Here is a 25,630-nt window from a genome sequence, read left to right on the forward strand (position 1 = left end):
GACTTCGCTCAGGAGAGCCTTGTTCCGGCATCCACCGTGCCGCGCATCATCGGCCGGCGAGTTCGCGGAACGGTGGACCCTGGAACCAGTCCGGGGTGACGGAGAAGGTTGGCACGTGGCCTTCGACCCCGTTCGTTGCGTGCAGGGAAGACGCCAAGCCGAGAGCCCGTATCGACGGGCATGCCCCGGACGCCGTCCTTCGATACACCGTCTTGACGGGCTCGACGGCTGCTCGGGACGAACGGTATGGGGGTGAAGCAAGGAGTCCCTGACATGCCGATCGACGCTACCCAGCCCTACGACGACCAGAACATCTTCGCGAAGATCTTGCGTGGCGAGATCCCCTCGAACCGGGTCTATGACGACGACTTCGCGATCGCCTTCCACGACATCAATCCGCAGGCGCCGACTCATCTGCTCGTGATCCCCAAGGGCGCGTACGTCTCGTGGGACGATTTCTCCGCGCGGGCACCCGATGCGGAGATCGCCGGGTTCATCCGCGCGGTCGGCACCGTCGCGCGCACCGCCGGCCTGGTCGAGCCCGGTTATCGCCTGCTCGCGAACATCGGCCGGGATGGTCACCAGGAGGTGCCGCATCTGCATGTTCATGTCTTCGGCGGGCAGCCGCTGGGGCCGATGCTCGCCCGATAGGGCAGCTTTCCGCCACTAAAGGATTGCGCGTAACAAAATTGCCATTAGGCTCGCCCGCTTGAGCAACGGGGCCTTCTGACCGGGTCCCTGCAATCCCCGGGGGGTACCGAATTGATTTTTGGTCGCGTAAAATCGCTGGATGCCATTCTGGCGACGGCAGAGAAAAAGGGGCTCGCGCGAACGCTCAGCGCCTTTCAGCTGACGCTGTTGGGCGTCGGCGCGGTCATCGGCACCGGTATCTTCGTGCTGACGTCCGAGGCCGCGCAGAAGGCGGGGCCTGGCATGTTGCTGAGCTTCGTCGTCGCGGGCTTCGTCTGCGCGGTCGCGGCACTCTGCTATTCCGAACTCGCGTCGATGGTGCCGGTGTCGGGCTCGGCCTACACCTACACTTATGCGGTGACGGGTGAACTGCTCGCCTGGATGGTCGGCTGGGCACTGATTCTCGAATATGCGGTCGGCGCGAGCGCGGTCGCGGTCGGGTGGTCGAACCATCTCGCCGGATTGCTCGACGGGATCGGCTTCCACATTCCCAACGGCTTGCGCAACGCCGACGCGCTGATGGCCCACGTCCAGGTCGCGTTCGGCGCAACGCCGAATGCCGATCTGCAGACCGCGATGACGGTCGGCGGCTTCATGAACCTGCCGGCGGTAATCATCATCGGCTTGGTTACGTGGCTGCTGGTGGTCGGCACGACCGAAAGCGCGCGCGTCAACGCGGTGCTGGTGCTGATCAAGATCGCCGCGCTTACGGCGTTTATCGCGCTGACGATTCCCGTGCTCCAGGCGGATAATTTCCATCCGTTCCTGCCCTACGGCGTCGGCAATCCGCTGAGTTCGTCGGGTGTCGGCGTGCTGGGCGCGGCGGCGTCGATCTTCTTCGCCTATGTCGGCTTCGACGCGGTCTCGACCGCGGCCGAGGAGACCAAGAACCCGCAGCGCAACGTGCCGATCGGGCTGATCGCCAGCCTCGGCATCTGTACGTTGTTCTACCTGCTGGTCGCGTCGGGCGCGATCGGTGCGATCGGTGCGAACCCGGTGACTAGCGCCGATGGTGGCGTGCTGGCGCCCGGCTCGGCCGAGATGGCCGGGCGTTGCGCCGCGATCGTCGCATCGGGCGCGATGGAACCTCTGGTGTGCTCGAAGGAAGCGTTGGTCCACGTGCTGCAGGTCATCAACTGGCCGATCATGGGGCGTCTGGTCGGCCTTGCCGCCGTGCTGGCGCTGCCGTCGGTGGTGCTGATGATGATGTTCGGCCAAACCCGCGTGTTCTTTACGATGGCGCGTGATGGCCTGTTGCCGGCCAAGCTTGCATCGATCCACCCGAAGTTCCGCACGCCGCATGTCGTCACCGTCGTGACGGGCATCGCCGCGGCGATCGCTGCGGCGATCCTGCCGGTCGGCAAGCTCGCCGATTATTCGAATGCGGGAACGTTGTTCGCGTTCATGATGGTGGCCATCTCGGTGATGGTGCTCCGCAAGACCGACCCGAGCCGCAAGCGCCCGTTCCGTACGCCGGCGGTATGGATCGTCGCGCCGCTCGCGATCATCGGCTGCGTCGGGCTGTATCTGTCGCTACCGCTGACCGCCAAGCTGGTCCTGCCGGGTTGGGGCGCGATCGGGTTGCTGATCTACTTCCTGTATAGCCGATCACGGAGCCATGTCGGGCTTGGCCTCGACGATGGGGCCGACGTCGATATGGCGCCCCCAGGCAGCCACTGATCGAGCCACAAAAAAGGGCCGCGGGAGGAAACTCCCGCGGCCCTTTTTTTATGCTTCCGTCATGCCGGGCTCGTTCCGGCATCCACCGTTCCGCGTACTCACAGGCTCACGAGTTTGCGGAACGGTGGACCCCGGTACAGGTCCGGGGTGACGGATGAAATCAGCCGATATGCTTGGCCGCGAGCGCCTTCATGTCGACCATCGGGCGGGCACCGACATGGCTGATGATCTCGGCTGCGCAGACCGCGCCGAGCTTCAGCGAGGCGTTCAGGTCGTAACCCTGCGCCTGGCCGTGGAGGAAGCCGGCCGCGAACAGATCGCCCGCACCGGTAGTGTCGACGACCTTGGCGATCGGCTCCGCCTTCACTTCGGCGCGGGTGCCGTTCTGGAGCGCGCAGGCGCCGTGCTCGCCGCGGGTGACGACCAGGGTCGGGACCTGCGCCGAGATCTTGGCGACCGCCGCGTCGAAATCGTCGGTCTCGGCAAGGGCGGCGAGTTCGCTCTCGTTGGCGAACAGGATGTCGATCAGGCCGTCCGACAGCAGCTTGCGGAAATCGCCGCCGTGGCGCGAGATGCAGAACACGTCGCTGAGCGTGAAGGCGACTTTCCGCCCGGCATCGCGTGCGCAGTCGATCGCGGCGCGCATCGCGGCGCGCGGCTCTTCGGGATCCCAGAGATAGCCTTCGAGATACAGGATCGCGCTGTCGGCGATCATCGCGGTGTCGATCGCTGCGGCGGGCAGGAACTGGCCGGCGCCGAGGAAGGTGTTCATCGTGCGCTGGCCATCGGGCGTCACGAAGATCAGGCAGCGGCCGGTGGTCGGGTCGCCGGCGCGGACGGGCGTGGCGAACTCGATGCCGATGCTGCGGACGTCATGCGCGAAGACTTGGCCGAGCTGATCGTCGGCGACCTGGCCGATGAACCCGCATTTGCCACCGAGCGCGGCGATGCCGGCGACGGTGTTTGCGGCAGAGCCGCCGGAGATTTCCATGCCCGGGCCCATCTTGGCGTAGAGCGCGTCGGCTTCCTCCGACGAGAACATGAGCTGCATCGAGCCCTTGGCGACGCCGATCTCCTCGATGAACGCGTCGTCGGCGGTGCTGAGGATGTCGACGATGGCATTGCCGATCGCGACGACGTCGTAGGTTGGGGCATCGTTGGTTGGGGTCGGCAAGGGAGAGTCTCCGGGAAACGGTAAAGTTCCGCCGTAAGTCGCGGGGGGGATTGGTGCAACTGGTGCGAAAGTTCAGGCGGCCTTGCGGCAAGCTCGAAATACGTAACGCGATCAGTCGTCCAGTATCGCGACGGCGCGAGTCCAGCCCGCCGACGCGGCGCGAATCTTTACCGGGAAGCAGGCGATCGTGAATCCGGTCGCTGGCAATTGCTCCAGATTGTGCAGCTTCTCGATGTGACAATATCCGATGTCACGCCCGGCCTTGTGACCTTCCCAGATCAGCGTCGCATCGCCGCTCTCGGCATATCGGGCGGCGGTATGGACGAACGGCGCGTCCCAGCTCCACGCATCGGTTCCCGTGACGCGAACGCCCCGCTCGGTCAGGTACAGCGTGGCGTCGCGTCCCATGCCGCAACCCGAGGCAACATAGTCGTCGTGCCCGAAACGCATGCCCGCGCGTGTATTGACGACGACGATCTCCAGCGGCGACAAAGTGTGCCCGATCCTCTGCAGTTCCGCCTCGACATCGGCAGCGCTGACGACATAGCCATCGGGGAAATGCCGGAAATCCAGCTTCACACCGGACTGGAAGCACCAATCGAGCGGAACCTCGTCGATCGTGATCGCCCGCTTCCCGCCATCCATCGTCGAGGCATAATGATACGGCGCATCGAGATGCGTGCCGTTATGGGTGATGAGCGTAACGCGCTCGATCGCCCAGGCCTCGCCATCAGGCAGGTCGGCAGCCCGCAACCCCGGGAAGAATCCCAGCATGCCGGGTATCGACGCCTTGTGATCGATATAGTCGATATGAGGACCGTGACCGGGCGGGTCCGACAGCACGTCGTTCTCGATGAATACCGATAAATCGACGATCGTACGTGGCATGATGGTCTCCGGTCGGTCGTTAACGTGTCGCAGGGTATCCCGCGCGGTAGCAAGGCAGGTCCCGGCGGAATTGGTGCCGGATCGGGCTGATATTTGCTAGCAGCCGCGCATCGAAAAGCCGGTAGCTCACCGTATTCACCGAACAGTCTGTCCGTCCGGCCGCCGGAGGCACGGACAGACAAGTTGCTGCCGACGATCGAGCGGATGAGGAACGTTCGTCAGTCGGGCTCGCTAAGCCCGATCTCAACGGCGTGTGTTCTATGATGACCACCGTCGCTCCGCCGCCCCCGGCCAGCGGGCCGATGCTGGTCTCTCCGTGCTATAGCTACCCCCTTTGCGAACGCGGGGGACCGGCAAGAGTTGGGTCTTGCGGCGCGCGCTATCCAAAGCCGCGTTGACCTTCCCGCAACCCCGCGCCATCCCAAGCCCATGCTCCGCGCCCTATTTCTGTCCCTCGGACAACTCACCGATCCGCCGATCCTGCGCGTATTCGTGAAGTCGATGCTGGTCACCCTGCTCGTATTCGCGCTGCTCGGCGTCGGTACCTGGTGGGGCACGCAGGCTGCACTGGCCGCGTGGCTCGACTGGCACGCCGACGGACTCGTCGCGGCGTTCGCGCTGTTCGTCACCATTCTCGCGCTGTGGCTGCTGTTCCGCGCGGTCGCGATCGCGGTCGTCGGCATCTTCGCGGACGAAGTCGTCGAAGCGGTCGAGGCGCGGCATTATCCCGACGCGCTGCGCACCGCCCGCCCCGTCCCGTTCGCGCGCAGCGTGGCGATGGGGCTCCGCTCGGCCGCTCGCGTGGTGCTCGTCAACCTGGCGATGCTCCCCGTCTACATCGCGCTGCTCGTCACCGGCGTCGGCACCGCCGCCGCGTTCTTCGTTGTCAATGGCTGGCTTCTCGGCCGCGATCTCGGCGACATGGTGGCGGCGCGACACATGGACGCAGCGGCGATGCGGGGCTGGCGTGCGACGACCAAGAGCAGGCGGTTCGTGCTTGGGCTTGCGAACACCGGGCTGTTCGTGGTTCCGATCCTGAACATTGCCGCTCCGGTTCTCGGCGCGGCGATGGCGACGCATTATTTCCACACCCAGTATTCTCGCAAAGGCCGATCATGACGCGATTGACGACGATAGGGGTCGCGCTGGCGCTTGGCAGCGGGCTGGCCGGTTGTGCGGCACCGGTCGCCAGGCCCGCGGTCGGACGCCCCGCAATTCCCTATACCAGCGTCGGGCTGGAGCGCGTGCTAGGCCAGGACGCCGCTGGCCTGACCAAATTGTTCGGCCAACCCGACGCCGATGTCCGGGAAGGAAGTGCGCGAAAACTCCAGTTCCAGAGCGGCATCTGCGTGCTCGACGCGTATCTCTATCCCAAGGGATCGGACGCGCCGCGCGTGACGTATATCGACGCGCGCGAACCCGATGGCAGCACGATCGACCGCGCGAGTTGCGTGGCGGCGCTGACCCGGCGCGAAGGCGGCCGATAACCGCCCTTTCCCCCTTGTCTGCGCCCGACTTCCAGGGTTCGCGGATCGCCACGAAAAAAGTTCACCAGCCCTCTTGAACCCGATTTGCCTCGAACCATCTTGCCGTCGCCGGACGCGATCTTTCGGTCCGGCGTCACCTGAGGGCACCGGCTCTACCGGTGTTCCTTGTGCTCAGATTGCTCATCAGGAGGATTTGGATATGAGGACCAACTTCGATTTCGCTCCCTATCGCCGGTCGACGGTCGGCTTCGATCGGTTGTTCGACCTGCTCGAGACCACGGCACGGTCGGAAGCCCCCGAGGGCTATCCCCCGTTCGACATCGAACGCGAGAGCGAGGACAGCTACCAGATCACGCTGGCGGTCGCGGGCTTCCGCCCCGACGACATCGAGATCGTCGCCCAGAACAATCAACTGACCGTGACGGGACGCCGTCCCGACGATCGTGACGAAAGCCGTTTCCTGCACCGCGGGATCGCGACGCGCGCCTTCGAGCGCCGTTTCCAGCTCGCGGACTTCGTCCAGGTGCAGGACGCCCGCTTCGACAACGGGCTGCTCGTCATCGCGTTGAAGCGTGAGGTGCCCGAGGCGATGAAGCCGCGCCGGATCGAAATTTCGGCGGCTGCGGCCAACGACCGTATCGGCGCCCCCGAGGGCGACCGCGACGTCGCCTGACCTCCAGTCGTCTGACCTACCAGATGCTGCCGGCCCGCGTGCCGGCAGCATTTTTTTTCAGTGCAGTTGGTCGCCGGCATTGTGGGCATACTCCCATGCGGCAAGATCGTCGGCGTGGTTTTCCTGTACGGCGCGACGAACGCGTTCTTCCTGGGCGCGCGCCGGATCGACGCGAGCAAGCGCCCAGATCGCGGCATCGCGCACGACCGCGTCGGAATCGTCCAGTAGCCTCACGACAAGCTCTACTAGCATCGCATCGCCGCTGTTGCCCGCCGCGATCAGTGCATTGCGCAGCATCCGGTTGCGCCCGATCCGTTTGATCGGGGAGCCGGCGAACACCGTGCGGAAGCTGGCGTCGTCCAGCGCGAGAATATCGGCAAGCTCAGGCGCGACCAGTTCCGCGCGCGGATGGAAAGCGAGGTTCGCGTTGGCGGCGGCTGCAAACTTGTTCCAGGGGCAGACGGCCAGGCAATCGTCGCAGCCATAGATGCGGTTGCCGATCGCGGCGCGGAACTCGTGCGGGATCGGGCCGGCATGTTCGATCGTCAGGTACGAGATGCAGCGGCGGGCATCGAGCTGGTAGGGCCGCGGAAATGCGTCGGTGGGGCATGCGGTCTGGCAGGCGTCGCAACTGCCGCAGGTATCGACGCCGCCCTTGTCCGGTTCGAGATCGAGCGTCGTGTAGATCGCGCCGAGGAACAGCCAACTGCCATGCTCGCGACTGACGAGGTTCGTATGCTTGCCCTGCCAGCCCAGCCCTGCGGCCTCGGCGAGCGGCTTTTCCATGACGGGCGCGGTATCGACGAACACCTTCAGGTCGAACGGTGGCAGATCGCGCCCCGCCTCCGCCGCCAGCCACCGCCCGAGCACCTTCAACTGGCGCTTCACCACGTCGTGATAATCCGGCCCCTGCGCATAGACGGAGATGCGCCCCACTCCGCCCTCGTCCGCCAGCCGCAGCGGATCGTCCTTCGGCGCATAGCTCATGCCGAGCGCGATAACGCTGCGGACTTCGGGCCAAAGGCCGGCGGGGCTTTCGCGGTGGTACTTGCGCTCCTCCATCCAGATCATGTCGCCGTGACGGCCGTCGGCCAGCCACTGGTGAAGCCGTTCGCCGGCCAGTGGCGCGGCGTCGGCGTGCGCGATCCCGCAGGCGACGAAGCCTAACTCCGCCGCTTTCGCCTTGAGGCGGTGTTCCAGCTTGTCTTGCGCCACATCCGCCCGCTACCACGAGGTCACCCTCGGGAGGAAGATTGCGCGTGAACGATGAATGGGCGGTCACTGCGAGCGGGATCGTGAAGCGGTTCGGCGATCGGCGCGTGGTCGACGGGGTGGACATCATGGTGCCGCGCGGCTCGGTGTACGGCGTGCTCGGGCCCAACGGCGCGGGCAAGACGACGACGCTGCGGATGCTGCTCGGGATCATCGAGCCCGACGAGGGTTCGCGTACGCTGCTCGGCTACGACTTCCCACGCGATGCGAGCGACCGGGTCGGCTATCTGCCCGAGGAGCGCGGCCTGTATCCGGCGATGAAAGCGCGTGAGGCGATCGCGTTCCTCGGGGCATTGCGCGGGCTTGACTGGAAGATCGGGCGCGAGCGCGCGGTGGTGCTGATGGAGGCGGCCGGACTAGGCCATGCGGTCGACGAGAAGATCCGCAAGCTGTCGAAAGGCATGGCGCAGTTGGTGCAATTGCTCGGCTCGGTCGTGCACCAGCCCGACCTTTTGGTCCTCGACGAGCCGTTTTCCGGGCTCGATCCGGTCAATCAGGAACGGCTGGAAAAGCTGATCCTGAACGAACGGGATCGCGGCGCGACGATCCTGTTCTCGACGCATATCATGAGCCATGCCGAGCGGCTTTGCGACCGGCTGGCGATCATCGCAGGCGGCAAGCGGCGGTTCGAGGGGACGGTGGCCGACGCGCGGGGGATCCTGCCGCAACGCGTGCATTACACGCCGCATCGGCCCGATCCCGCGATCGGCGGCGTACTGCCGGGGGACGCCATGCAGGACGGTAACAGTTGGCGGTTCGAGCTGCCGAACGAGGGGATCGAGAGCTTGCTCGTGAGATTGATCGATGCCGGATACGGGATTTCAGGGCTGTCGATCGAGCGGCCCGGCCTTCACGAAGCGTTCGTAAGGATCGTCGGTCAGCATGGCGACGTCGCGAAGGAACAGGCGGCATGACGCGGTTCCGCCGGACGCTCCGCCAGACCTTCACGATCGCACGACGCGATTTCATCGCCACCGTATTCACGCCGATCTTCCTCCTCTTCCTGTTCGCGCCTGCGATCATGGGTTCGTTGAGCGTCATCGGCGGGATCAGCGCGGCCAGCGTGGGCGACGGTGCGCAGGACAAGACGCGGATCGTCGCGATCGTTCCTGCCACCAGCGCGCAGACGGTCGCGCAGGCCGACACGCGACTGCGGGACGTGTTCCGCGGCGACGAAGCACCACCGCGCTTGTCCACCGTCGCTCCCCAGGCCGATCCTGCGGCTCAGGCGCGCGCGGCGTTCGAGACGAAGGATATCGATGCGTCGGCGGTCTTATATGGCCCGCTCGATGCGCCGCAGATCCTGTACGGTCCGCGCGGCAGACGATCGGCCGACTATCTCGGGCTGCTCGCGCAGACGACGCTAGCCGCGCAGAAGCTCGGCGGCACGCTGCCGACGATCGCCGCGACCAAGAGGCAGATCACGCGTTCGACCACCTCGGTCGGGGGCCAGCACCAGTCTGCGTTCTTCGCGGTGTTCGGGATCTTCTTCCTGACGCTGTTCCTGTCGGGCCAGGTCGTCGGCACGATGGCCGAGGAGCGCAACAACAAGGTGATCGAGGTGCTCGCCGCCGCGGTGCCGTTGGAGTCGGTGTTCTTCGGCAAGCTGATCGGAATGTTCGGCGTGGCCGTGCTGTTCGTCGCGTTCTGGGCCACGGTCGTCACGCAGATCACGACGCTGATGCCTGCCGCCGCGGCGGTGGCGCTCGGCGACCTGACGCCGGCGGTCGGCGCGCCGATGTTTGCGCTGCTGTTCGCGGCGTATTTCAGCATGGCGTACCTGTTGCTCGGCTCGGTGTTCCTCGGCGTCGGTGCTCAGGCGTCGACGATGCGCGAAATCCAGATGCTGTCGCTGCCGATCACGATCCTTCAGGTCGCGATGTTCGGGCTGTCGTCGGCCGCTGCCTCACGTCCCGGAAGCTGGATCGCGACGGTCGCCGAGCTGTTCCCGCTGTCGTCGCCGTTCGCGATGGCCGGGCGCGCGGCGAACTCGCCCGAGCTGTGGCCACATGTCGCGGCACTGGCGTGGCAGGCGCTGTGGGTGACGATCTTCATCACCGTCGGCGCACGGCTGTTCCGCCGCGGCGTGTTGCAGTCGGGCAGCGCCCGGCCATTCTGGCGGCGGAAGGCGAAGGAGACAGATTAGCTGTTCTCCTGCGTTCGCAGGAGAACATGCGACTAACTACTGAGCGAGCCTGTTGACATAAGTGTCAGCAAAGCCTTTCCTGTGGCAAAACACGGGAGAGCGACGATGGCGATTCTGGTGCGAGACGTGGCGCAGCACGCGGTCGATCCGCTCGATGTGAGCCGTGCCGAGCTGTACCGCGACGATGTGTGGCAGGCGCCGTTCAAGACCCTGCGGGCCGAAGCCCCCGTCCACTACGTCGAGCATTCCGACTACGGTCCCTATTGGTCCGTCTCCAGCTACAAGGGTATCGTCGAGGTCGAATCCCTCCCCGACCTCTATTCCTCCGAAGCCGGCGGAATCACGATCGCCGATTTCGTCGCGGAGCGCGACGTCCGCATGCCGATGTTCATCGCGCGCGACCGCCCCGTGCATACCGGCCAGCGCCGCACCGTCGCGCCGGCCTTCACGCCCAGTGAAATGACGCGAATGTCGGGCGATATCCGCAGGCGGACCGCCGACATGCTTGATAGCCTGGAGTGGAACACGCCGTTCGACTGGGTCGACACGGTCGCGATCGAGCTCACCACGCAGATGCTCGCGATCCTGTTCGACTTTCCCTGGGAGGACCGGCGAAAGCTGACCTTCTGGTCCGATTGGGCGGGCGACATCGAGCTGGTGAAGACTCCCGATCTCGCACAGCAGCGCCTCGTCCACATGTTCGAATGCGGATCGTATTTCAAAGGCTTGTGGGATGCCAAGATCGACAAGGATCCGACGCCCGACCTGATCTCGATGATGATCCACTCCGACGCGATGGCGCACATGGATCACAACGAATTTATCGGCAATCTCATCCTGCTGATCGTCGGCGGCAACGACACGACGCGCAATTCGATGTCCGCGCTCGCGTACGGCCTCGACAAGTTTCCGGAGTCGCGCGCGAAGCTCGAGGCGGACCCTGCGCTGATCCCCAATGCGGTCAGCGAGATCCTTCGGTGGCAGACGCCGCTCGCACACATGCGCCGCACGGCGACGGCGGATACGGAACTGATGGGGCAGCAGATCAGGGCCGGCGACAAGCTCGCGCTCTGGTACATCTCCGCCAATCGTGACGAAAGCGTGTTCGGCGACGATGCGGATGCGATTGTGGTCGATCGGCCGAACGCCCGACGGCATCTGGCGTTCGGACACGGCATCCATCGCTGCGTCGGCGCGCGGCTGGCCGAGATGCAGATCGCGATCCTGTTGGAGGAGATGGCCAAGCGTCGCATGCGGATCAACGTGCTGGCCGAGCCGACCCGGGTCGCGGCATGCTTCGTCCACGGCTATCGGACGCTGCCGGTCGAAATCAGTAAATACTGACGCCCACCCTCGTCATCCTGGGCTCGACCCAGGATCCTGAGCCCCGCACGGCCCGCCTTGATACTCTGGATCCTGACTTTCGTCAGGATGACGAGGTGTTTCGGCCGCATCCTGTTCGTCTGCAGTTTCGTACTTATATCATGACCATGACCCATGTTTCCTCAGATCGCCGCGCTTTTCTCACGCTTGCCGGGGCGGGTGTCGCCGGTTTTGCGCTGTGGGGGTGCTCATCGCAACCCGCGCAGGCTGCGGAGCGGTTCGAGGTCACGCTGACCGATGCGCAGTGGCGCAAGAAGCTGTCCCCCGACGCATACAACACGCTGCGTAAGGAGGGCACCGAGCGGCCCTATTCGAGCCCGCTGAATGGCGAGCATCGGGCGGGGATCTTCGCGTGCGGCGGCTGCGCACTGCCGAACTTCTCGTCGAAGACCAAGTTCGAGAGCGGGACGGGCTGGCCGAGCTTCTGGCAGCCGTTGCCGAATGCGGTGCGGACGCGGGTGGATTCGACGATGGGGATCGCGCGGACCGAGGTGCATTGCCGGCGGTGTGGCGGGCATCTGGGCCATGTCTTCGATGATGGGCCAAAGCCGACGGGCAAGCGCTATTGCATGAACGGCGACGCGCTGACGTTCAAGCCGGCGTGAGGGTGCACGCGTAACCCGGCGCGCGGAGCAGGCGAGGCACGATCAGTCGCTGATGGTCCAACCTAGCTTCGGCTCTTTCCCGCGGATCGGTTGTGCGGCCTTACGCGCCCTGTCGAAGTCCGTCGTCGATCCTGCTGGGGCGTTCGGTCGCGCTGGCGTCGTCATGCGTTGTGCCAATGGGGCCAGCGCAAACTTCGGTGCAGGCGGCGTCGGTCGAAATGGCGTCGCTGATGCCGCACCGATCCCGAAACCCGAATAACTGACCCAATTCCCGTGCTCGTCGACGTGATCGACGATCGGAACACCGGGCTGAGTCCCATCGGGGCCGCCGAGGATCCGGAGTACTTCGCCCACATCGGCTGTGTAGCAGGTCCGGCGGCGCTTCGATCGGCACGTGGTAGGGTCTGCGGCGCTGCGGCTAGGTCGAGCGTAGAGCTCCGCCGTACCCATACCCGGCGTTCTGCGCTCCCATCCGCCGAACAGTTCGACGTATGGATACCCCAAGTCGCGCGCCATTTCGGCGGCACGGTACATCGCGATGTCGATCGCTGCTCCACGTCGCGTCGTGACCGACACGTGCCAGGACCCGTCCTTCTCGACGCTGTCCTTGTAACCGAATTTGTAGCCGATCGGGCCCCAGCCCTTCATGGGGCCATAATAGGGGGCGTCGGAGGCATGGGCCGCCGAGGGCGCCGCTGCGGTGTACAGCGCGGCGAACAGAAGCAAGCAAGACCAGTATCGCATCGTCATTCCCTCGGGATACGACGGATGTAGCGCGATCGGGTTAACGCTATGTAGCAGTCGGTTAGAACTAGGACGGATTACTCCGCCTCGTTCACCAGCGTGAAGATGCCGCGAGGATCGGTCGGACCATGTTGGATCGCGCTAAGCTGAGCGGCGTTGGCGAGCTGCGCGGCATTCGGCGCGCGAGTGGCGCTGGCCATCTGGTAGGATGGCTGGACAGGTGCGTCGAACGTGTCGCCGGCGGGAGCGTGGCCCGAATAGATGAAGCCCTTGGTCGGGTAGACCGAGGTGCCGAGATCGCCCTGCGGACCGTACCAGACCTTGACCTTGCTCCAGTCGCCGGCGTCCGAGACGTCGATCGCGCGGACGTTGGTCTCGACGGCGCCGGGGCGCGACCAGTTGGCGTGGGTAAGGAGGACTTCGCGGTCGCTGACGACCTTCGAGACCATCGCGACATGACCGACGCGCATCCGCGAGGTCGGCGAGAAGGCGAGGACCGAACCCGCCTTCGGGCTGTGGCCGCGCTCGTAGCGGCCAGCGGCCTGATCCCACCAGGTGTTCGCGTTGCCGCGGATCTCGATGCCCGAAACCGAGCGGGCGAACGTGACACACTGCCAGAACTGTGCCGCTGCCGGTGTGGCCGTCATCAGGCCGCACGATACCACCAGCGCAAAACGCGCTGTTAACGCCTTGAAATTCATCGAGACCCCCCGGCCAAAACCCGTTCGTCACAGTCTGGCTACGGGAGGTTCGATTTAATTGAAATACGCGGCGGAACCATATCCGACGAAGCGTGTTACCGCGCCGACCAACGCCCGAAATATGGCCCCGTCAGGCTCAGTTCATCAGTTTCCAGCCGGTTATGCGGTCCACGGTGATCTGCGTGACCGCGTGATAGCCCGGCCGCGCCTTGCCATAGATCTCCATCGCCAGCTTGTGGCCCCAGTCGCCCGACTCCATCATCTGCTGGAACAGCGGTGCGACGAACTTCCGCCGGCCCTGCGAGGTTAGGAACTGCTCAGCCGATGCGTCGGCGGGCGCATAGTGGTTGGCGAGCGCGAGTTGCAGCCAAGCGAAGCGAATTTCCGCGTTACCGGTGGTATTCCAGCCGAACGCAGCGTCGAGCGTTTTCAACCGCTCGGCCGAGAGTGTCCGCGGCAATTGCGTGATGAACCGCGTGATCTCCTGCGTCGTTGCCTTGCCCGGAACGCCCGACACCGTTCCCCCTGCTGCGTATGCCTTGGCCGCCGCATCGACCGCGGGGAACGCGGCGGACGTCACATGCACCGCGTTCGCCGGGATACCGGGTTGGTACACCCACGTGTCGACGCCGATCGTCTTGGCCTCGGCGGGGGTCAGCAGCTTCGACTTGACGTCGGCGAGGAAGCCGGCGCTGGTCTGCGGCTGGAAGGCGAGGCGATCGAAATAGCTGCGCAGATACGCGTCCCACCGGGCGCGACCGACCTGTTTCTCGATCGTGCGGAGGAAGGCGGCGCCCTTGTCGTAGGCGATCTGCGTCATGCCGTCGTCGGGATCGCGCGCGGCGTCTAGGTCGAGGTGGAGCTGCGTGTCCTTGGCCGCGGGGCCACCTGCGTCCTTTACCGCGGCGAGCATGTCGGTCCAGGCGAGGTCGGCCTCCATGTCGGCGCGACGCTTGCCGTAGAGCGCTTCCATGATCCGGTTCTCGAAATAGCTGGTGAAGCCTTCGTTGAGCCAGAAATCGTCCCACGTCGCGTTCGTCACGAGATTGCCCGACCAGCTGTGCGCGAGTTCGTGCGCGATCAGCGAGACGAGGCTGCGGTCGCCCGCGATCGCGGTCGGCGTGGCGAAGGTGAGCGTCGGATTCTCCATGCCGCCGAACGGGAACGACGGCGGCAGGATGAGCACGTCGTAGCGGCCCCAGCGATACGGGCCGTACAGCCCCTCGGCGGCGGCGACGAACTTCTCGAGCTCGCCGAACTCGTACGCGGCCTTGGGGAGCGTGGCGGGTTCGGCCCAGATGCCGGTGCGCGAGCCCGTAGACTTGAACGCGATGTCGCCGACCGCGAGCGCGATCAGATAGGGCGCGACGGGCTTGTCCATGTTATATTCGAAGGTGCAGCGATCGGCGACGCAGGCGGGCTTGCCGGTTGCCAATCCGCTCATCACCGCAGTCAATTGCTTCGGGACGGCGATCTTCGCTTCCCAGGTCTGACGGATGCCGGGGGAGTCCTGGGTCGGGATCCAGCTGCGGTTGAGGATCGCCTCGCCCTGGCTGAACAGGAACGGCTGTTTCTTGCCGGCGGTCTGCGCGGGAGTGAGCCATTGCAGCGCCTTGGCGTCGGGGGATGAGGCGTAGGCGATGCGGATCTTTCGCGCCCCGTTGAGCGTGACGGTGAGCGGTGCGCCGTGGATCTTGTCGACCGCGCCGATTTCGTAAGGGAGCGGCTTGCCGTTCGCGTCGGTGATGTTGACGATCTTCAGGCCGTTGTCGTCGAGCACGACTTGCTTGGCGCCCGGCTTTGCGAGGATGTCGAGGGTGGCGATGCCGCGGATGACGTGGGTGTCGAAGTCGGCAGCGAGATCGAGCGCGACGTGCGTGACGCGCGCCTCGGCGGGGCGGGCATAGCTGTGCGGGTCGTGCGCGTCGGGGGTGGTGAGGATGGGGGCGATCGTCTGCGCGACGGCTGGGGATGCCAGGACGAGCGTCAGGGCAGTGGCTAGTGCGGGGATACGCATGGGGAACTCCGATGTTGCCGTTCCCCTAAGGCGGGAAGGCCAAGCGTCGGTCCTAACGCGCTGCCCCGTGTGCTGGAAGGGACCAGATAACGGCGCGAGCGTTCGGCAGGCCGCACCAAACGAACCTCGTCATCCTGACGAAAGTCAGGATCCAGAGCCGTAAAGACAGCCATTCGTTACTCTGGATCCTGACTTTCGTCAGGATGACGGCGGGGGGTGTGGAGGGTCGCTCCACCCGCCGTTTCATCGCCCTCAGCGGTCGCGAGCCGCGCTCGCTGCCAGTCGCGCCAACCGTGCTTCGTGCTCGACCCGCCCGAACGGAAAGCGCGAGAAGAAATAGGCCGAGACACACGCCAGCACGATGTAGAGGCCGGCGTAGATCAGCGTCAGGCGGTCGATCGCGCCGACCGGGACCGAGCCCGGCGTAGCCTTGACCGGGAACCCCGCCACCGCAAGGATCATCCCGGCGAAGAATATCCCGATCCCGCTCGTGCATTTCTGGACGAAGAACGAGCCGGCGAAGAACACGCCTTCCGACCGCCTGCCGGTCTTCGCCTCCGAATCCTCGACCACGTCGGCCATCATCGACGCGCCGAGAATGAACCCGGTGACGTTCGACGCCGTGCCAAGGATGAAGAACCCGAACAGCACCGGCAGCAACGACGGGTCGCCGACCTCCGGAAACACGCCGAGCATCCGCAACCAATAGGGCGAAGTGTTGAGCATTGCGCCGAGAAGGACCGCGCCCATCGCGGCCTTGGGCTTGCTGCCGGTCTTGCCGAGCCGAGGCGCGGCGAGAAACGCAAGGAACACGCCCGAGAACAGCGCGATCGTCAGGTAGACGAACACCGGGCCCTTGAAGCCCCAGACATAGGTGTAGAGATAGTTCGACATCGCATAGCTGATGCCCTGGAGCGTGTAGGCACAGACGCCCGCCGCCATCAGGATCGCGAAGGCGCGGTTCTTTACCGTTTCGCGGAGTTCGGCGAAGGAGGCGCGCAGGGTCTGCCGGGCGATCGGCGGGTTGGGGAGATTCTTGATCTCGTGATGCGTGCCGAGCGCGGAGACGAGGATCGCTACGCCGATGAGCAGCGCGCCCGCCAGCGCGAAGCCGCTATAGCCAGCGCGATTTAACAGGCCGTTCGGGAACGCCGCCGTCGGCGCGAGGAAATACTGATACGCCGACAGCAGCATCGACAGCCCGCCGACCCAACCGAAGAGGTAGCGATAGGCCATGATCCGCGTGCGCTCGTCATAGCCCGAGGTGAGTTCGGGCGTCAGCGCGACCGACGGGACCTCGTAGCAACTCACCGCGCTGCGCACGAGCACCGCCATCGCGAACAGCCAGATCAACGTCTGCGGCTCGGACATGACCGAGGGCGGATTCCACAGCAGCAGCCAGCCGACCATGATCGGTAGCGCAGACGCGTACATCCACGGGTGCCGCCGGCCCCACCGCGTCCGCGTGCGATCGGAGAAGAAGCCGACCGCGGGATCGACGAACGCGTCGATCAGCAGCGCCATCATGATGACGAGCCCGACGGTCGCGGAGGGCAGCCCGACGACCTGGTTATAAAACAGTAGCAGGAACGTGCCGAACCCGGCGTCCTTCACCCCGTACGCGACCGCGCCGAAGCCGTAGCTCGCCATCGTGCCGTTGGAGAGGCGGCGGGCGGGTGCGCTCATGACGCGGCGGTCATTTCAGTTTGTCGAGGAGGGCGAACAGCGACGGTTGCGCGGGGTCCCAGCTTGGCCGCGTACCGATCGTCATGCCGCCATCGACCAGAATATGCGTGCCGGTGATGAAGCTGGCGTCGTCGCTGGCAAGGAACGCGACCGCGGCGGCGATGTCCTCGCTGGTGCCGGGGCGGCGGATCGGCTGCGCGTCGGCGGCGATGTGCGCGATCACGGCATCGGCCTTAGCCGTCTTCGCCGCGTCCAGTTCTAGCGTCCGTGTAAAGATGTTGGTGACGATGAAACCGGGCACGACCGCGTTCACGCGAATCCTGTGCTGCGCGAGATCGGCGGCGGCCTGTTTGGTGAGATGGAGCACGCCGGCCTTCGCGGTGGAATAGGCGGTCGGCGCGTAGCCGGTGCCGAGCGCGGACACCGACGAGGTGTTGACGATCGTGCCGCCGCCGCGTTTCACCATCAATGGCGTGGCGTAGCGGATGCCGAGCGCGACCGAGCGGAGGAGGAGGGCTTGGGTGCGGTCCCAGTCCTCCGGGCTGATCTCGCCGATCGGGTCGCGGGAACCGCCTGCCCCCGCGTTGTTGAACAGGATGTCGAGCCCGCCCGCGTCGTCGGCGGTCTGCATCAGTGCCTCGATATCGCCCGCCTGGAGCACGTCGGTGCGCTGAAAGATGATGCGGCCGCCGGATGCGTCGGCGAGCGCTTGGCCACCGGCCTCGTCGATGTCGCCGATAAGGACGGTGGCGCCTTCGTCGGCGAGTCGGAGCGCGGTCGCCCGGCCGATGCCGGACGCGCCGCCGGTGACGACGGCACGCTTGCCTGAAAACCTCACACGCTCTCTCCTGCTCTTTTTTGCGAGCATAGTACGGGCTTTGCACTCGTCAATGACGGCTCGTTCGAAAAACGGGTTTGCGGCGGACGGCGCTCGGCGATACCAAGCGGGCAAACATTCGGAGGATGCGTGATGGATACGACCAACCTGTTCCGGCTCGACGGCCGCGTCGCGCTGATCACCGGCGGCAGCCGCGGGATCGGCAAGATGATCGCCGCCGGCTTCATCGCGCAGGGGGCCAGGGTGTATATCTCGTCGCGCAAGGCCGATGTGTGCGAGGCGGCGGCGGCGGAACTCGGGCCGAACTGCATCGCGTTGCCGCAGGACGTCTCGACGGTGGCGGGGTGCAAGGCGCTGGCCGAGCAATTCGCCGAGCATGAGTCGAAACTGGATATCCTGGTGAACAATGCGGGGGCTGCGTGGGGCGTTCCGTTCGAGGAATTTTCCGAGGTCGGCTGGGACAAGGTCATGGACCTGAACGTGAAGTCGCCGTTCTTCCTGACTCAGGCTTTGCATTCGGCGTTGAAGGCTTCGGGATCGCGGGAGCGGCCGGCGAAGGTGATCAACATCACGTCGATCGACGGGCAGCGGCTGAACCCTTGGGAGACGTACAGCTATCACGCGTCGAAGTCGGCGCTGATCTATCTGACGAAGCGGATGGCGGCGCGGTTGGTGACGGATTCGATCAACGTGACGTCGATCGCGCCGGGGGCGTTTGCGAGCGATATGAACAAGGCGGCGCGGGATCACGGGGACGCTGTGGCGCAGGGGATTCCGGCTAAGCGGGTGGGTGTGGACGAGGATATGGCCGGGGCGGCGATCTATCTCGCCAGCCGCGCGGGGGATTATGTGATCGGGGAGACGATTACGGTCGATGGTGGGCTGGTGCATGCGTCTTTGGGGACGAGCATCGATGCTTGAGCCAATTCCCTCGCCCCTCCGGGGAGAGGGAGGGAGCAGCCGCTTGGCTGCGGAAGGGTGAGGGGCTTTGGGATGAACCGTCCCGAGCCTCACACCCCTCTCCCTTCCCACGGCAAGTGCCGCGGGCCCCTTCCCTCTCCCCGTAGGGGCGAGGGAGTTAGCGCGCTATGCCGCCTGCTGCGAGGACGGCTAGGGTTACCAGTTCGCTGGCGGTGCTGGTCATTGGGGCGACCTGGACTGGCTTTTCCATGCCGATCAGCATGGGGCCGATGACCGAGTCCCCGCCCAACTCGCGCAACAGTTTGGCCGAGATATGCGCGGACTGGAGGCCTGGCATGATCAGCACGTTCGCCGGGCCGGAGAGCCGCGCGAACGGGTAGTTTGCCAACTGCTTCGGGTTCAGCGCGACATCCGGCGCCATCTCGCCTTCGTACTCGAATCCGACCTTGCGCCCGTCCAGCACCGTCACCGCATCGCGGATGTTGTCGAGCCATTCGCCCTTCGGATTGCCGAAGTTCGAATAGCTTAGGAACGCCACGCGGGGTTCGTGGCCCATCCGGCGCGCGACCGCCGCGGTCTGCTCGGCGAAGTCCGCCAGCTGCTCGGCCGTCGGGCGTTCGTTGACCGTGGTGTCGGCGATGAAGACCGTATGGCTCTGCCCGACCAGCAAATGGATACCGAACGGCGTCTTCCCCGCAGCGGGATCGATCACGCGATAAATCTGGCGCATCGTCTCGCCATAGGTGCGCGTGATGCCGGTGATCATCGCGTCGCCTTCGCCGAGCTGGAGCAGCAGCGCGCCGAAGATGTTGCGGTCCTGGTTGACCATCCGCTCGCAATCGCGGCGCAGGTAACCGCGACGCTGGAGCCGCGAATAGAGGAAGTCGACCATCCGCGGCACCAGTGGCGAGACGCGGCTGTTGTGGAGTTCGAAGCTCTCGGGATCGGTGACGCCGAGCGCACGTAACCGGTCGGGCACGTCGTCGCGGCCGACGAGAACTGGCGTGCCGTAGCCGCCTTCCTTGAAGGCGATCGCGGCGCGGAGGACGACCTCTTCCTCCCCTTCCGCGAAAATCACGCGCTTCGGGTGAGCGCGCGCGCCTTCGTACGCCATCGACAGGACCGAGGTGGTCGGGTTGAGGCGCGCCCTCAGTGAATGGCGATAGGCTTCGATGTCGAGGATCGGCTTGGTCGCAACTCCCGAGGCCATCGCTGCTTTCGCGACCGCGACGGGGACAACTTCCATCAGGCGCGGGTCGAACGGGGCTGGGATGATGTAGGTCGGGCCGAAGCTGTGGCTGACGCCGTAGGCCGCGGCGACTTCCTCGGGCACACGTTCGCGGGCGAGTTCGGCGATGGCGTTGGCAGCGGCGATCTTCATCGCGTCGTTGATGCCGGTCGCGCGGACGTCGAGCGCACCGCGGAAGATGAACGGGAAGCCGAGCACGTTGTTGACCTGGTTCGGATAGTCCGAGCGGCCGGTCGCGACGATCGCGTCGGGGCGCGCGGCCATAGCCAGTTCGGGGCGGATTTCGGGCTCGGGGTTGGCCATCGCGAAGATGATCGGCGCGGGGGCCATGTCCTTGACCATCTCGGGCGTCAGCGATCCTGCCGCCGAGAGCCCGAGGAACACGTCGGCGCCGACCAGCGCCTCGGTCAGCGTGCGCGTCTCGGTGATCGCGGCGTGTGCCGACTTCCACTGGTCGACGCCCTCGCGGCCCTGGTAGATCACGCCCTTGCGATCACACAGGATGACGTTGTCGCCGCGCACGCCCATCGCTTTCACGAGTTCGGTGCAGGCGATCGCCGCGGCGCCGGCGCCGTTGACGACGATCTTGACCTCGGACAGCTTCCGCCCGGTGAGGAGGCACGCGTTGATCAGGCCGGCGGCGGTGATGATCGCGGTGCCGTGCTGGTCGTCATGGAAGACCGGGATGTTCATCCGTTCGCGCAGGGCCTGCTCGATGATGAAGCATTCGGGCGCCTTGATGTCCTCGAGGTTGATGCCGCCGAACGTGGGCTCCATCAGCTCGACCGCGTCGATGAAGCGGTTCACGTCCTCGGTCTTCAGCTCGATGTCGATCGCATCGACGTCGGCGAAGCGCTTGAACAGCACCGCCTTGCCTTCCATCACCGGCTTCGAGGCGAGCGGGCCGAGATTGCCCATGCCGAGGATCGCGGTGCCGTTCGAGATGACCGCGACGAGGTTACCCTTCGCGGTGTAATCATAGACGGTCGCGGGGTCGTCGTAGATCGCCTGCACCGGCACCGCGACGCCGGGCGAATAGGCGAGCGCGAGGTCGCGCTGCGTCGCCATCGGCTTCGAGGCGATGATCTCGATCTTCCCCGGACGGCCTTCCGAATGGAAGAGCAAGGCTTCGCGTTCGGAGAATTGGAGCGTTTCGTCGGACATGGGCGGGGGCCTCGCACGGTCGTTAAGGTTTGGAGGACCTTCTAGGCAGGTGGTCGGCGTTCGTCACCCCGGACACTTCGCCCTAGCTGGGGTGCATCCCCTTACAGCGCCATCCCGGCGAAGGCCGGGGCCCAATTGGAAAGGCCGGAGTAACGGTGGAAGGCGCTCAGTTATTACCGTCCCCCAATTGGGCCCCGGCCTACGCCGGGGTGGTGATAGTGCGGGGTGGTGACAACTCCTTCTCCCCCTCGGGGAGAAGGTGGCGCGGCTGCGCCGGATGAGGGGCGGTTGGGGGGAGCGCCCGAGCCTCACTCCCCCTCACCCTCCCACGCTGCGCGCGGGCCCCTCCCTCTCCCCGAGGGGAGAGGGGTTTTATGGACCTCCGCTTTTCGCTACCCGCACCATGATGCCCACTCCCGCCCCTACCCCCATGATGACGCAGTATCTCGGCCTGAAGGCGGAGGCGCATGATTGCCTGTTGTTCTACCGGATGGGCGATTTCTTCGAACTGTTCATGGACGATGCGCGGATCGCGGCGGGGGTGCTCGATATCGCGCTGACCGCGCGCGGCGAACATGAGGGCAAGCCGATCCCGATGTGCGGGGTGCCGGTGCATGCGGCGACGGTATATCTGCAACGGCTGATCAAGGCGGGCCACCGCGTGGCGATCGCCGAGCAGGTCGAGAGCCCGGCGGAGGCGAAGGCGCGCGGCGGCTCCAAGGCGCTCGTCGCGCGGGCGATCGTGCGGGTGGTGACGGCGGGGACGCTGACCGAGGAGGCGTTGCTCGACGCGCGCAGCGACAATTGGTGCGTGGCGATCGGTGAGGCTGGCGGGTCGGTGGCGATCGCCGCGGCGGACGTGTCGACCGGGCGCTTCGAGATCGTCGAGGTTGCAGGGGATGCGGTCGAGGCGGAACTGGCGCGGCTTGGCGCGGCCGAGGTCGTCGCATCGGAGGCCAGCGCTTTCGAGGAGGCGGCTACCACGCTGCGGCCGAAGACCGACTTCGACAGCGGCGCGGGCGAAGCGCGGCTGAAGCGCGTTTACGGCGTGGCGACGCTCGACGGGTTCGGGCAGTTCGGCCGCGCAGGGCTCGCCGCGGCAGGCGGACTAGTCGCGTATCTGGAGCATAATGCGAAGGGCGCCCTCCCCTTCCTGCGGCCGCCGCGGATCGGGCGGGCGGCGGAAACTATGGCGATCGATGCCGCCACGCGGGAGAGCCTTGAGCTGACGTGTACGACGGGCGGTGTGCGGAAAGGGAGTTTACTCGACGCGGTTGATCGGACCGTCACCGGGGCGGGCGCGCGATTGCTGGGGGCCGATCTTGGGGCGCCGTTGATGGACAAGGCGGCGATCGATGCGCGGCTCGATCTGGTGCGGTTGTTCCACGACGACCAGGCGGCGCGAGAGCGGTTGCGGTCGACGTTGCGCGCTCTGCCGGACATTGGGCGTGCGCTCGGGCGGCTGGCGGCGGGGCGCGGTGGCCCGCGCGACCTTGGGCAGTTGCGCGACGGGCTGGACGGGGCGTGGAGCCTTGGCGAGCGGATGGACGCGATCGTCGATCCGCCGGTGTTGTTGCGGGACATCGCGCCAAGATTGCGCGGGCATGGCGCGCTGATCGACCTGCTCAAGCGCGCGCTGGTGCCGTCGCCGCCGATCGAGGCGTCGGATGGCGGGTATATCGCGGCGGGCTATGACGCGGCGCTCGACGATCTGCGCGATGCGGGCGCTGGCGGGCGGCGGGCGATCGCGGCGCTGGAGGCGGAGTTTCGGACCGCGACCGGCGTTACGGCGTTGAAAATCCGGCATAACGGCGTGCTCGGCTATCATGTCGAGGTGCCGGCGCGGGCGGCAGATCCTTTGATGAAGCCGGAGAGTGGCTTTACGCACCGGCAGACTCTGGCGGGCGTGGTGCGGTTCAACACGCCTGCCCTGCACGAGGTCGCGGCAAAGGTGTCGCAGGCTGGCGCGCATGCGCTGGCGGCGGAGGCGGCGCATCTGGAAGAACTCACCGCGCAGGCTCTGGCGGGGCGCGAGGCGATTGCGGCGACGGCGGATGCGCTCGCGCGGCTCGACGTCGCGGCGGGGCTTGCCGAGCGCGCCGCGGAAGGCGCCTGGGCACGGCCATCGCTGGTCGATCACGCGTGTTTCGAGATCGAGGGCGGGCGGCATCCGGTGGTCGAGGCGGCGGTCGCCAAGTCGGGCGACCGGTTCGTCGCCAACGACTGCAACCTGTCGGAGAGTTCGCGACTGTGGCTCGTCACCGGGCCTAACATGGGTGGTAAATCCACCTTCCTGCGGCAGAACGCGCTGATCGCGGTGCTGGCGCAGGCGGGGTCGTATGTGCCGGCGACGAAGGCGACCTTGGGGCTCGTTGACCGTCTGTTCAGCCGCGTCGGGGCGTCCGACAACCTCGCGCGCGGGCGGTCGACGTTCATGGTCGAGATGGTCGAGACCGCGGCGATCCTCGCGCAGGCGACGCCGCGGTCGTTCGTGATCCTCGACGAGGTCGGGCGCGGCACCTCGACCTATGACGGCCTCGCGATCGCCTGGGCGGTGGTCGAGGCGATCCACGAGGATAATCGCTGCCGGTGCCTGTTCGCTACGCATTATCATGAACTGACGCGGTTGGCGGAGCGGTGCGAGGCGCTTTCGTTGCATCATGTCCGTGCGCGCGAGTGGAAGGGGGAACTGGTGCTGCTCCACGAACTCGCCGACGGCCCGGCGGATCGGAGTTATGGGCTGGCGGTCGCACGGCTGGCGGGGATGTCGCCGGCGACGGTGGCGCGCGCGAAGGCGGTGCTGGCGAAGCTCGAGGCCGGGCGCGCGAAGACGGGTGGGCTGGCGGCGGGGCTGGACGACCTTCCGCTGTTTGCAGCCGCCGCGCAGGTCGAGGAAGCGGCCTGCGATGTGTTGCGCGAGGATCTGGCGAAGCTCGACATCGATGCGATGAGCCCGCGGGATGCGCTCGAGGCTTTGTACCGGTTGAAGGCGTTGGCGAACGAAGGGTAACCTTCCGTCATGCCGGACTCGTTCCGGCATCCACCGTTCCGCACATCCGAGAGACTAGAATGTGCGAGCGGTGGGCCCCGGCCTCCGCCGGGATGACGGAGTGGGTTGGTGGCAGGGTAAGCTGCTCCCCTCCCTGGAAGGGAGGGGTTGGGGGTGGGTCGGGTTCCGCATGTCCCTGCGGTCGCGACGAAAACGCGCCTACCCACCCCCTGCCCCTCCCTTCCAGGGAGGGGGGACCGTTGCGCGTTTGGCGACGTGCGAGAATGTCTCTCGCGTCCTAGTATCTCACGATACGTCGATGCTAGGCGGCGGCCGGATTTAGCGGAGCGCGGGCGTTGGGCGGACATCATCACGGGCATTCACATGACCACGGCCATTCGCATGCGGGCCACGCGCATGGCGGCCACAGCCACGCGCCGGCCTCGTTCGACCGCGCGTTCGCGATCGGCATCGGTCTCAACATCGTCTTCGTCGTCGTCGAGGCGGTGGTCGGGCTGCGGATCGACTCGGTCGCGCTGCTCGCCGACGCCGGCCACAACCTGTCCGACGTGCTCGGTCTCGTCGTCGCCTGGGGCGGCACGATGTTGGCGCGCACCGCACCGACCAAGCGCTACACCTACGGGCTGAAGGGCTCGACGATCCTCGCCGCGCTGACCAACGCCTTGCTGCTGCTCGTCGCGCTCGGTGCGATCGTGCTGGAGGCGTCGCAGCGATTCTCCGACCCCGCCCCTACCGCCGGCCTCACCGTATCGATGGTCGCCGGCGTCGGCATCGCCGTCAACGCGATCACCGCGTGGATGTTCGCACGCGGCCGCAAGGGCGACGTCAACATCCGCGGCGCCTACCTCCACATGGCTGCCGACGCGCTCGTCTCGGCGGGCGTGGTGATCGCCGGCATCGTCATCTGGCGGACCGGCCTCACCTGGATCGATCCGGCGGTCAGCATCGTCATCGCGATCCTGATCTTCTGGCAGACCTGGGGCCTGCTGCGCGAGACGATCGAGATGTCACTGTCCGCCGTACCCCGCGGGATCGAGTATGATTGCGTCGACCAGGCGCTGTGCGGTCTGCCCGGCGTCACCGAAATCCACGATCTCCACATCTGGCCGATGAGTACGACGGAGCCAGTCCTGACCGCACATCTGGTAATGCCGGGTGGCCATCCCGGCGATCGGTTCCTGAGCGACGCACGCACGTTGCTGCATGAGAAATTCGGGATCGGCCACGCGACGTTGCAGGTCGAGACGGGCAAAGGCGATGATTGCTCGATGTCCAGCGCCGACAAAGTCTGACGCCCCGCTT

At 66.1% G+C, this 25,630-nt stretch carries 21 protein-coding genes; 12 read left to right on the forward strand and 9 right to left on the reverse strand.

What is annotated here, in order from left to right; translation table 11 throughout:
• Positions 1-273 precede the first annotated feature (273 nt).
• Positions 274-651 (forward strand): histidine triad nucleotide-binding protein, encoded by a 378-nt coding sequence (locus U1707_RS15010; protein WP_332800880.1) that lies wholly within the window; start codon positions 274-276, stop codon positions 649-651.
• 111 nt (positions 652-762) lie between these two features.
• Complete coding sequence (locus tag U1707_RS15015; protein WP_332800881.1) at positions 763-2,370, forward strand: amino acid permease; 1,608 nt, start codon at positions 763-765, stop codon at positions 2,368-2,370.
• A 160-nt stretch (positions 2,371-2,530) separates the two neighbouring features.
• Here U1707_RS15015 and U1707_RS15020 read toward each other — a convergent pair whose 3' ends face one another.
• Complete coding sequence (locus U1707_RS15020) at positions 2,531-3,544, reverse strand: adenosine kinase (protein WP_332800882.1); 1,014 nt, start codon at positions 3,542-3,544, stop codon at positions 2,531-2,533.
• A 111-nt stretch (positions 3,545-3,655) separates the two neighbouring features.
• The gene (locus U1707_RS15025) at positions 3,656-4,432 is read right to left on the reverse strand and encodes a cyclase family protein (protein ID WP_332800883.1); all 777 of its coding nucleotides are present in this window, start codon (positions 4,430-4,432) and stop codon (positions 3,656-3,658) included.
• A gap of 429 nt (positions 4,433-4,861) precedes the next feature.
• Here U1707_RS15025 and U1707_RS15030 point away from each other — a divergent pair, with 429 nt between their 5' ends.
• The 3 genes from U1707_RS15030 (at position 4,862) to U1707_RS15040 (ending at position 6,592) form a co-directional block, all read left to right on the forward strand.
• A complete protein-coding gene (locus U1707_RS15030) occupies positions 4,862-5,551 on the forward strand; it encodes an EI24 domain-containing protein (protein ID WP_332800884.1) in 690 nt (229 codons plus the stop codon).
• On the forward strand, positions 5,548-5,919 hold the full coding sequence (locus U1707_RS15035) for a hypothetical protein (RefSeq protein WP_332800885.1): 372 nt from the start codon (positions 5,548-5,550) through the stop codon (positions 5,917-5,919). Before U1707_RS15030 ends, U1707_RS15035 begins: the two co-directional genes overlap by 4 nt.
• 199 nt (positions 5,920-6,118) lie before the next feature.
• Positions 6,119-6,592 (forward strand): Hsp20 family protein, encoded by a 474-nt coding sequence (locus U1707_RS15040; RefSeq protein ID WP_332800886.1) that lies wholly within the window; start codon positions 6,119-6,121, stop codon positions 6,590-6,592.
• Positions 6,593-6,649: 57 nt separating this feature from the next.
• Here the strand turns inward: U1707_RS15040 and queG are convergent, their stop codons facing one another.
• The gene (gene queG / locus U1707_RS15045; RefSeq protein ID WP_332800887.1) at positions 6,650-7,807 is read right to left on the reverse strand and encodes a tRNA epoxyqueuosine(34) reductase QueG; all 1,158 of its coding nucleotides are present in this window, start codon (positions 7,805-7,807) and stop codon (positions 6,650-6,652) included.
• Between the two features lie 44 nt (positions 7,808-7,851).
• Between queG and U1707_RS15050 the strand changes: the two genes are divergently transcribed.
• The 4 genes from U1707_RS15050 to msrB all read left to right on the forward strand — a co-directional run bounded on the left by U1707_RS15050 (position 7,852) and on the right by msrB (position 11,998).
• Positions 7,852-8,778, forward strand: coding sequence for an ABC transporter ATP-binding protein (locus U1707_RS15050; RefSeq protein WP_332800888.1), 927 nt, complete (start codon positions 7,852-7,854; stop codon positions 8,776-8,778).
• The gene (locus U1707_RS15055; protein ID WP_332800889.1) at positions 8,775-10,010 is read left to right on the forward strand and encodes an ABC transporter permease; all 1,236 of its coding nucleotides are present in this window, start codon (positions 8,775-8,777) and stop codon (positions 10,008-10,010) included. The genes U1707_RS15050 and U1707_RS15055 overlap by 4 nt, the downstream gene beginning before the upstream one ends.
• Positions 10,011-10,115: 105 nt before the next feature.
• Positions 10,116-11,354: a cytochrome P450 gene (locus U1707_RS15060; protein ID WP_332800890.1), complete on the forward strand. Its 1,239-nt coding sequence runs from the start codon at positions 10,116-10,118 to the stop codon at positions 11,352-11,354.
• Positions 11,355-11,500: 146 nt separating this feature from the next.
• The gene (gene msrB / locus U1707_RS15065) at positions 11,501-11,998 is read left to right on the forward strand and encodes a peptide-methionine (R)-S-oxide reductase MsrB (protein WP_332800891.1); all 498 of its coding nucleotides are present in this window, start codon (positions 11,501-11,503) and stop codon (positions 11,996-11,998) included.
• Between the two features lie 42 nt (positions 11,999-12,040).
• On the opposite strand, the gene U1707_RS15070 is transcribed toward msrB, so the two are convergent.
• From U1707_RS15070 to U1707_RS15090, 5 genes are all read right to left on the reverse strand, one after another.
• Entirely contained in the window at positions 12,041-12,742 is a 702-nt protein-coding gene (locus U1707_RS15070) for a hypothetical protein (RefSeq protein ID WP_332800892.1), read from the reverse strand.
• 77 nt (positions 12,743-12,819) lie between these two features.
• Complete coding sequence (locus tag U1707_RS15075) at positions 12,820-13,443, reverse strand: CHAP domain-containing protein (RefSeq protein ID WP_332800893.1); 624 nt, start codon at positions 13,441-13,443, stop codon at positions 12,820-12,822.
• Positions 13,444-13,579: 136 nt separating this feature from the next.
• Entirely contained in the window at positions 13,580-15,460 is a 1,881-nt protein-coding gene (locus U1707_RS15080; protein ID WP_332800894.1) for a M1 family metallopeptidase, read from the reverse strand.
• Between the two features lie 252 nt (positions 15,461-15,712).
• Complete coding sequence (locus U1707_RS15085; RefSeq protein ID WP_332800895.1) at positions 15,713-17,146, reverse strand: MFS transporter; 1,434 nt, start codon at positions 17,144-17,146, stop codon at positions 15,713-15,715.
• A gap of 10 nt (positions 17,147-17,156) precedes the next feature.
• Positions 17,157-17,984: an SDR family NAD(P)-dependent oxidoreductase gene (locus U1707_RS15090; RefSeq protein ID WP_332800896.1), complete on the reverse strand. Its 828-nt coding sequence runs from the start codon at positions 17,982-17,984 to the stop codon at positions 17,157-17,159.
• A gap of 132 nt (positions 17,985-18,116) precedes the next feature.
• Here U1707_RS15090 and U1707_RS15095 point away from each other — a divergent pair, with 132 nt between their 5' ends.
• Positions 18,117-18,905: an SDR family oxidoreductase gene (locus tag U1707_RS15095; protein WP_332800897.1), complete on the forward strand. Its 789-nt coding sequence runs from the start codon at positions 18,117-18,119 to the stop codon at positions 18,903-18,905.
• Positions 18,906-19,062: 157 nt separating this feature from the next.
• On the opposite strand, the gene U1707_RS15100 is transcribed toward U1707_RS15095, so the two are convergent.
• A complete protein-coding gene (locus tag U1707_RS15100; protein ID WP_332800898.1) occupies positions 19,063-21,318 on the reverse strand; it encodes an NADP-dependent malic enzyme in 2,256 nt (751 codons plus the stop codon).
• 430 nt (positions 21,319-21,748) lie between these two features.
• On the opposite strand from U1707_RS15100, the gene mutS reads away from it, so the two are divergent.
• Both mutS and U1707_RS15110 read left to right on the forward strand, forming a co-directional pair.
• Positions 21,749-24,328 carry a DNA mismatch repair protein MutS gene (gene mutS, locus U1707_RS15105; RefSeq protein WP_332801036.1) on the forward strand — a complete coding sequence of 860 codons (2,580 nt, stop codon included), beginning with the start codon at positions 21,749-21,751 and terminating at the stop codon, positions 24,326-24,328.
• 335 nt (positions 24,329-24,663) lie between these two features.
• A complete protein-coding gene (locus tag U1707_RS15110; protein WP_332800899.1) occupies positions 24,664-25,620 on the forward strand; it encodes a cation diffusion facilitator family transporter in 957 nt (318 codons plus the stop codon).
• Positions 25,621-25,630: the final 10 nt, after the last annotated feature.

It is taken from the genome of Sphingomonas sandaracina, from assembly GCF_036663695.1.
Taxonomy (GTDB): Bacteria; Pseudomonadota; Alphaproteobacteria; order Sphingomonadales; family Sphingomonadaceae; genus Sphingomonas.

Bases quoted from the DNA above. Each gene is read 5' to 3' on its own strand.
- U1707_RS15010 (WP_332800880.1), top strand. From the start codon at position 274: ATGCCGATCGACGCTACCCAGCCCTACGACGACCAGAACATCTTCGCG.
- U1707_RS15025 (WP_332800883.1), bottom strand. From the start codon at position 4,432: ATGCCACGTACGATCGTCGATTTATCGGTATTCATCGAGAACGACGTG.
- U1707_RS15030 (WP_332800884.1), top strand. From the start codon at position 4,862: ATGCTCCGCGCCCTATTTCTGTCCCTCGGACAACTCACCGATCCGCCG.
- U1707_RS15035 (WP_332800885.1), top strand. From the start codon at position 5,548: ATGACGCGATTGACGACGATAGGGGTCGCGCTGGCGCTTGGCAGCGGG.
- U1707_RS15040 (WP_332800886.1), top strand. From the start codon at position 6,119: ATGAGGACCAACTTCGATTTCGCTCCCTATCGCCGGTCGACGGTCGGC.
- U1707_RS15055 (WP_332800889.1), top strand. From the start codon at position 8,775: ATGACGCGGTTCCGCCGGACGCTCCGCCAGACCTTCACGATCGCACGA.
- U1707_RS15060 (WP_332800890.1), top strand. From the start codon at position 10,116: ATGGCGATTCTGGTGCGAGACGTGGCGCAGCACGCGGTCGATCCGCTC.
- msrB (WP_332800891.1), top strand. From the start codon at position 11,501: ATGACCCATGTTTCCTCAGATCGCCGCGCTTTTCTCACGCTTGCCGGG.
- U1707_RS15070 (WP_332800892.1), bottom strand. From the start codon at position 12,742: ATGCGATACTGGTCTTGCTTGCTTCTGTTCGCCGCGCTGTACACCGCA.
- U1707_RS15075 (WP_332800893.1), bottom strand. From the start codon at position 13,443: ATGAATTTCAAGGCGTTAACAGCGCGTTTTGCGCTGGTGGTATCGTGC.
- U1707_RS15080 (WP_332800894.1), bottom strand. From the start codon at position 15,460: ATGCGTATCCCCGCACTAGCCACTGCCCTGACGCTCGTCCTGGCATCC.
- U1707_RS15085 (WP_332800895.1), bottom strand. From the start codon at position 17,146: ATGAGCGCACCCGCCCGCCGCCTCTCCAACGGCACGATGGCGAGCTAC.
- U1707_RS15095 (WP_332800897.1), top strand. From the start codon at position 18,117: ATGGATACGACCAACCTGTTCCGGCTCGACGGCCGCGTCGCGCTGATC.
- U1707_RS15100 (WP_332800898.1), bottom strand. From the start codon at position 21,318: ATGTCCGACGAAACGCTCCAATTCTCCGAACGCGAAGCCTTGCTCTTC.
- mutS (WP_332801036.1), top strand. From the start codon at position 21,749: ATGATGACGCAGTATCTCGGCCTGAAGGCGGAGGCGCATGATTGCCTG.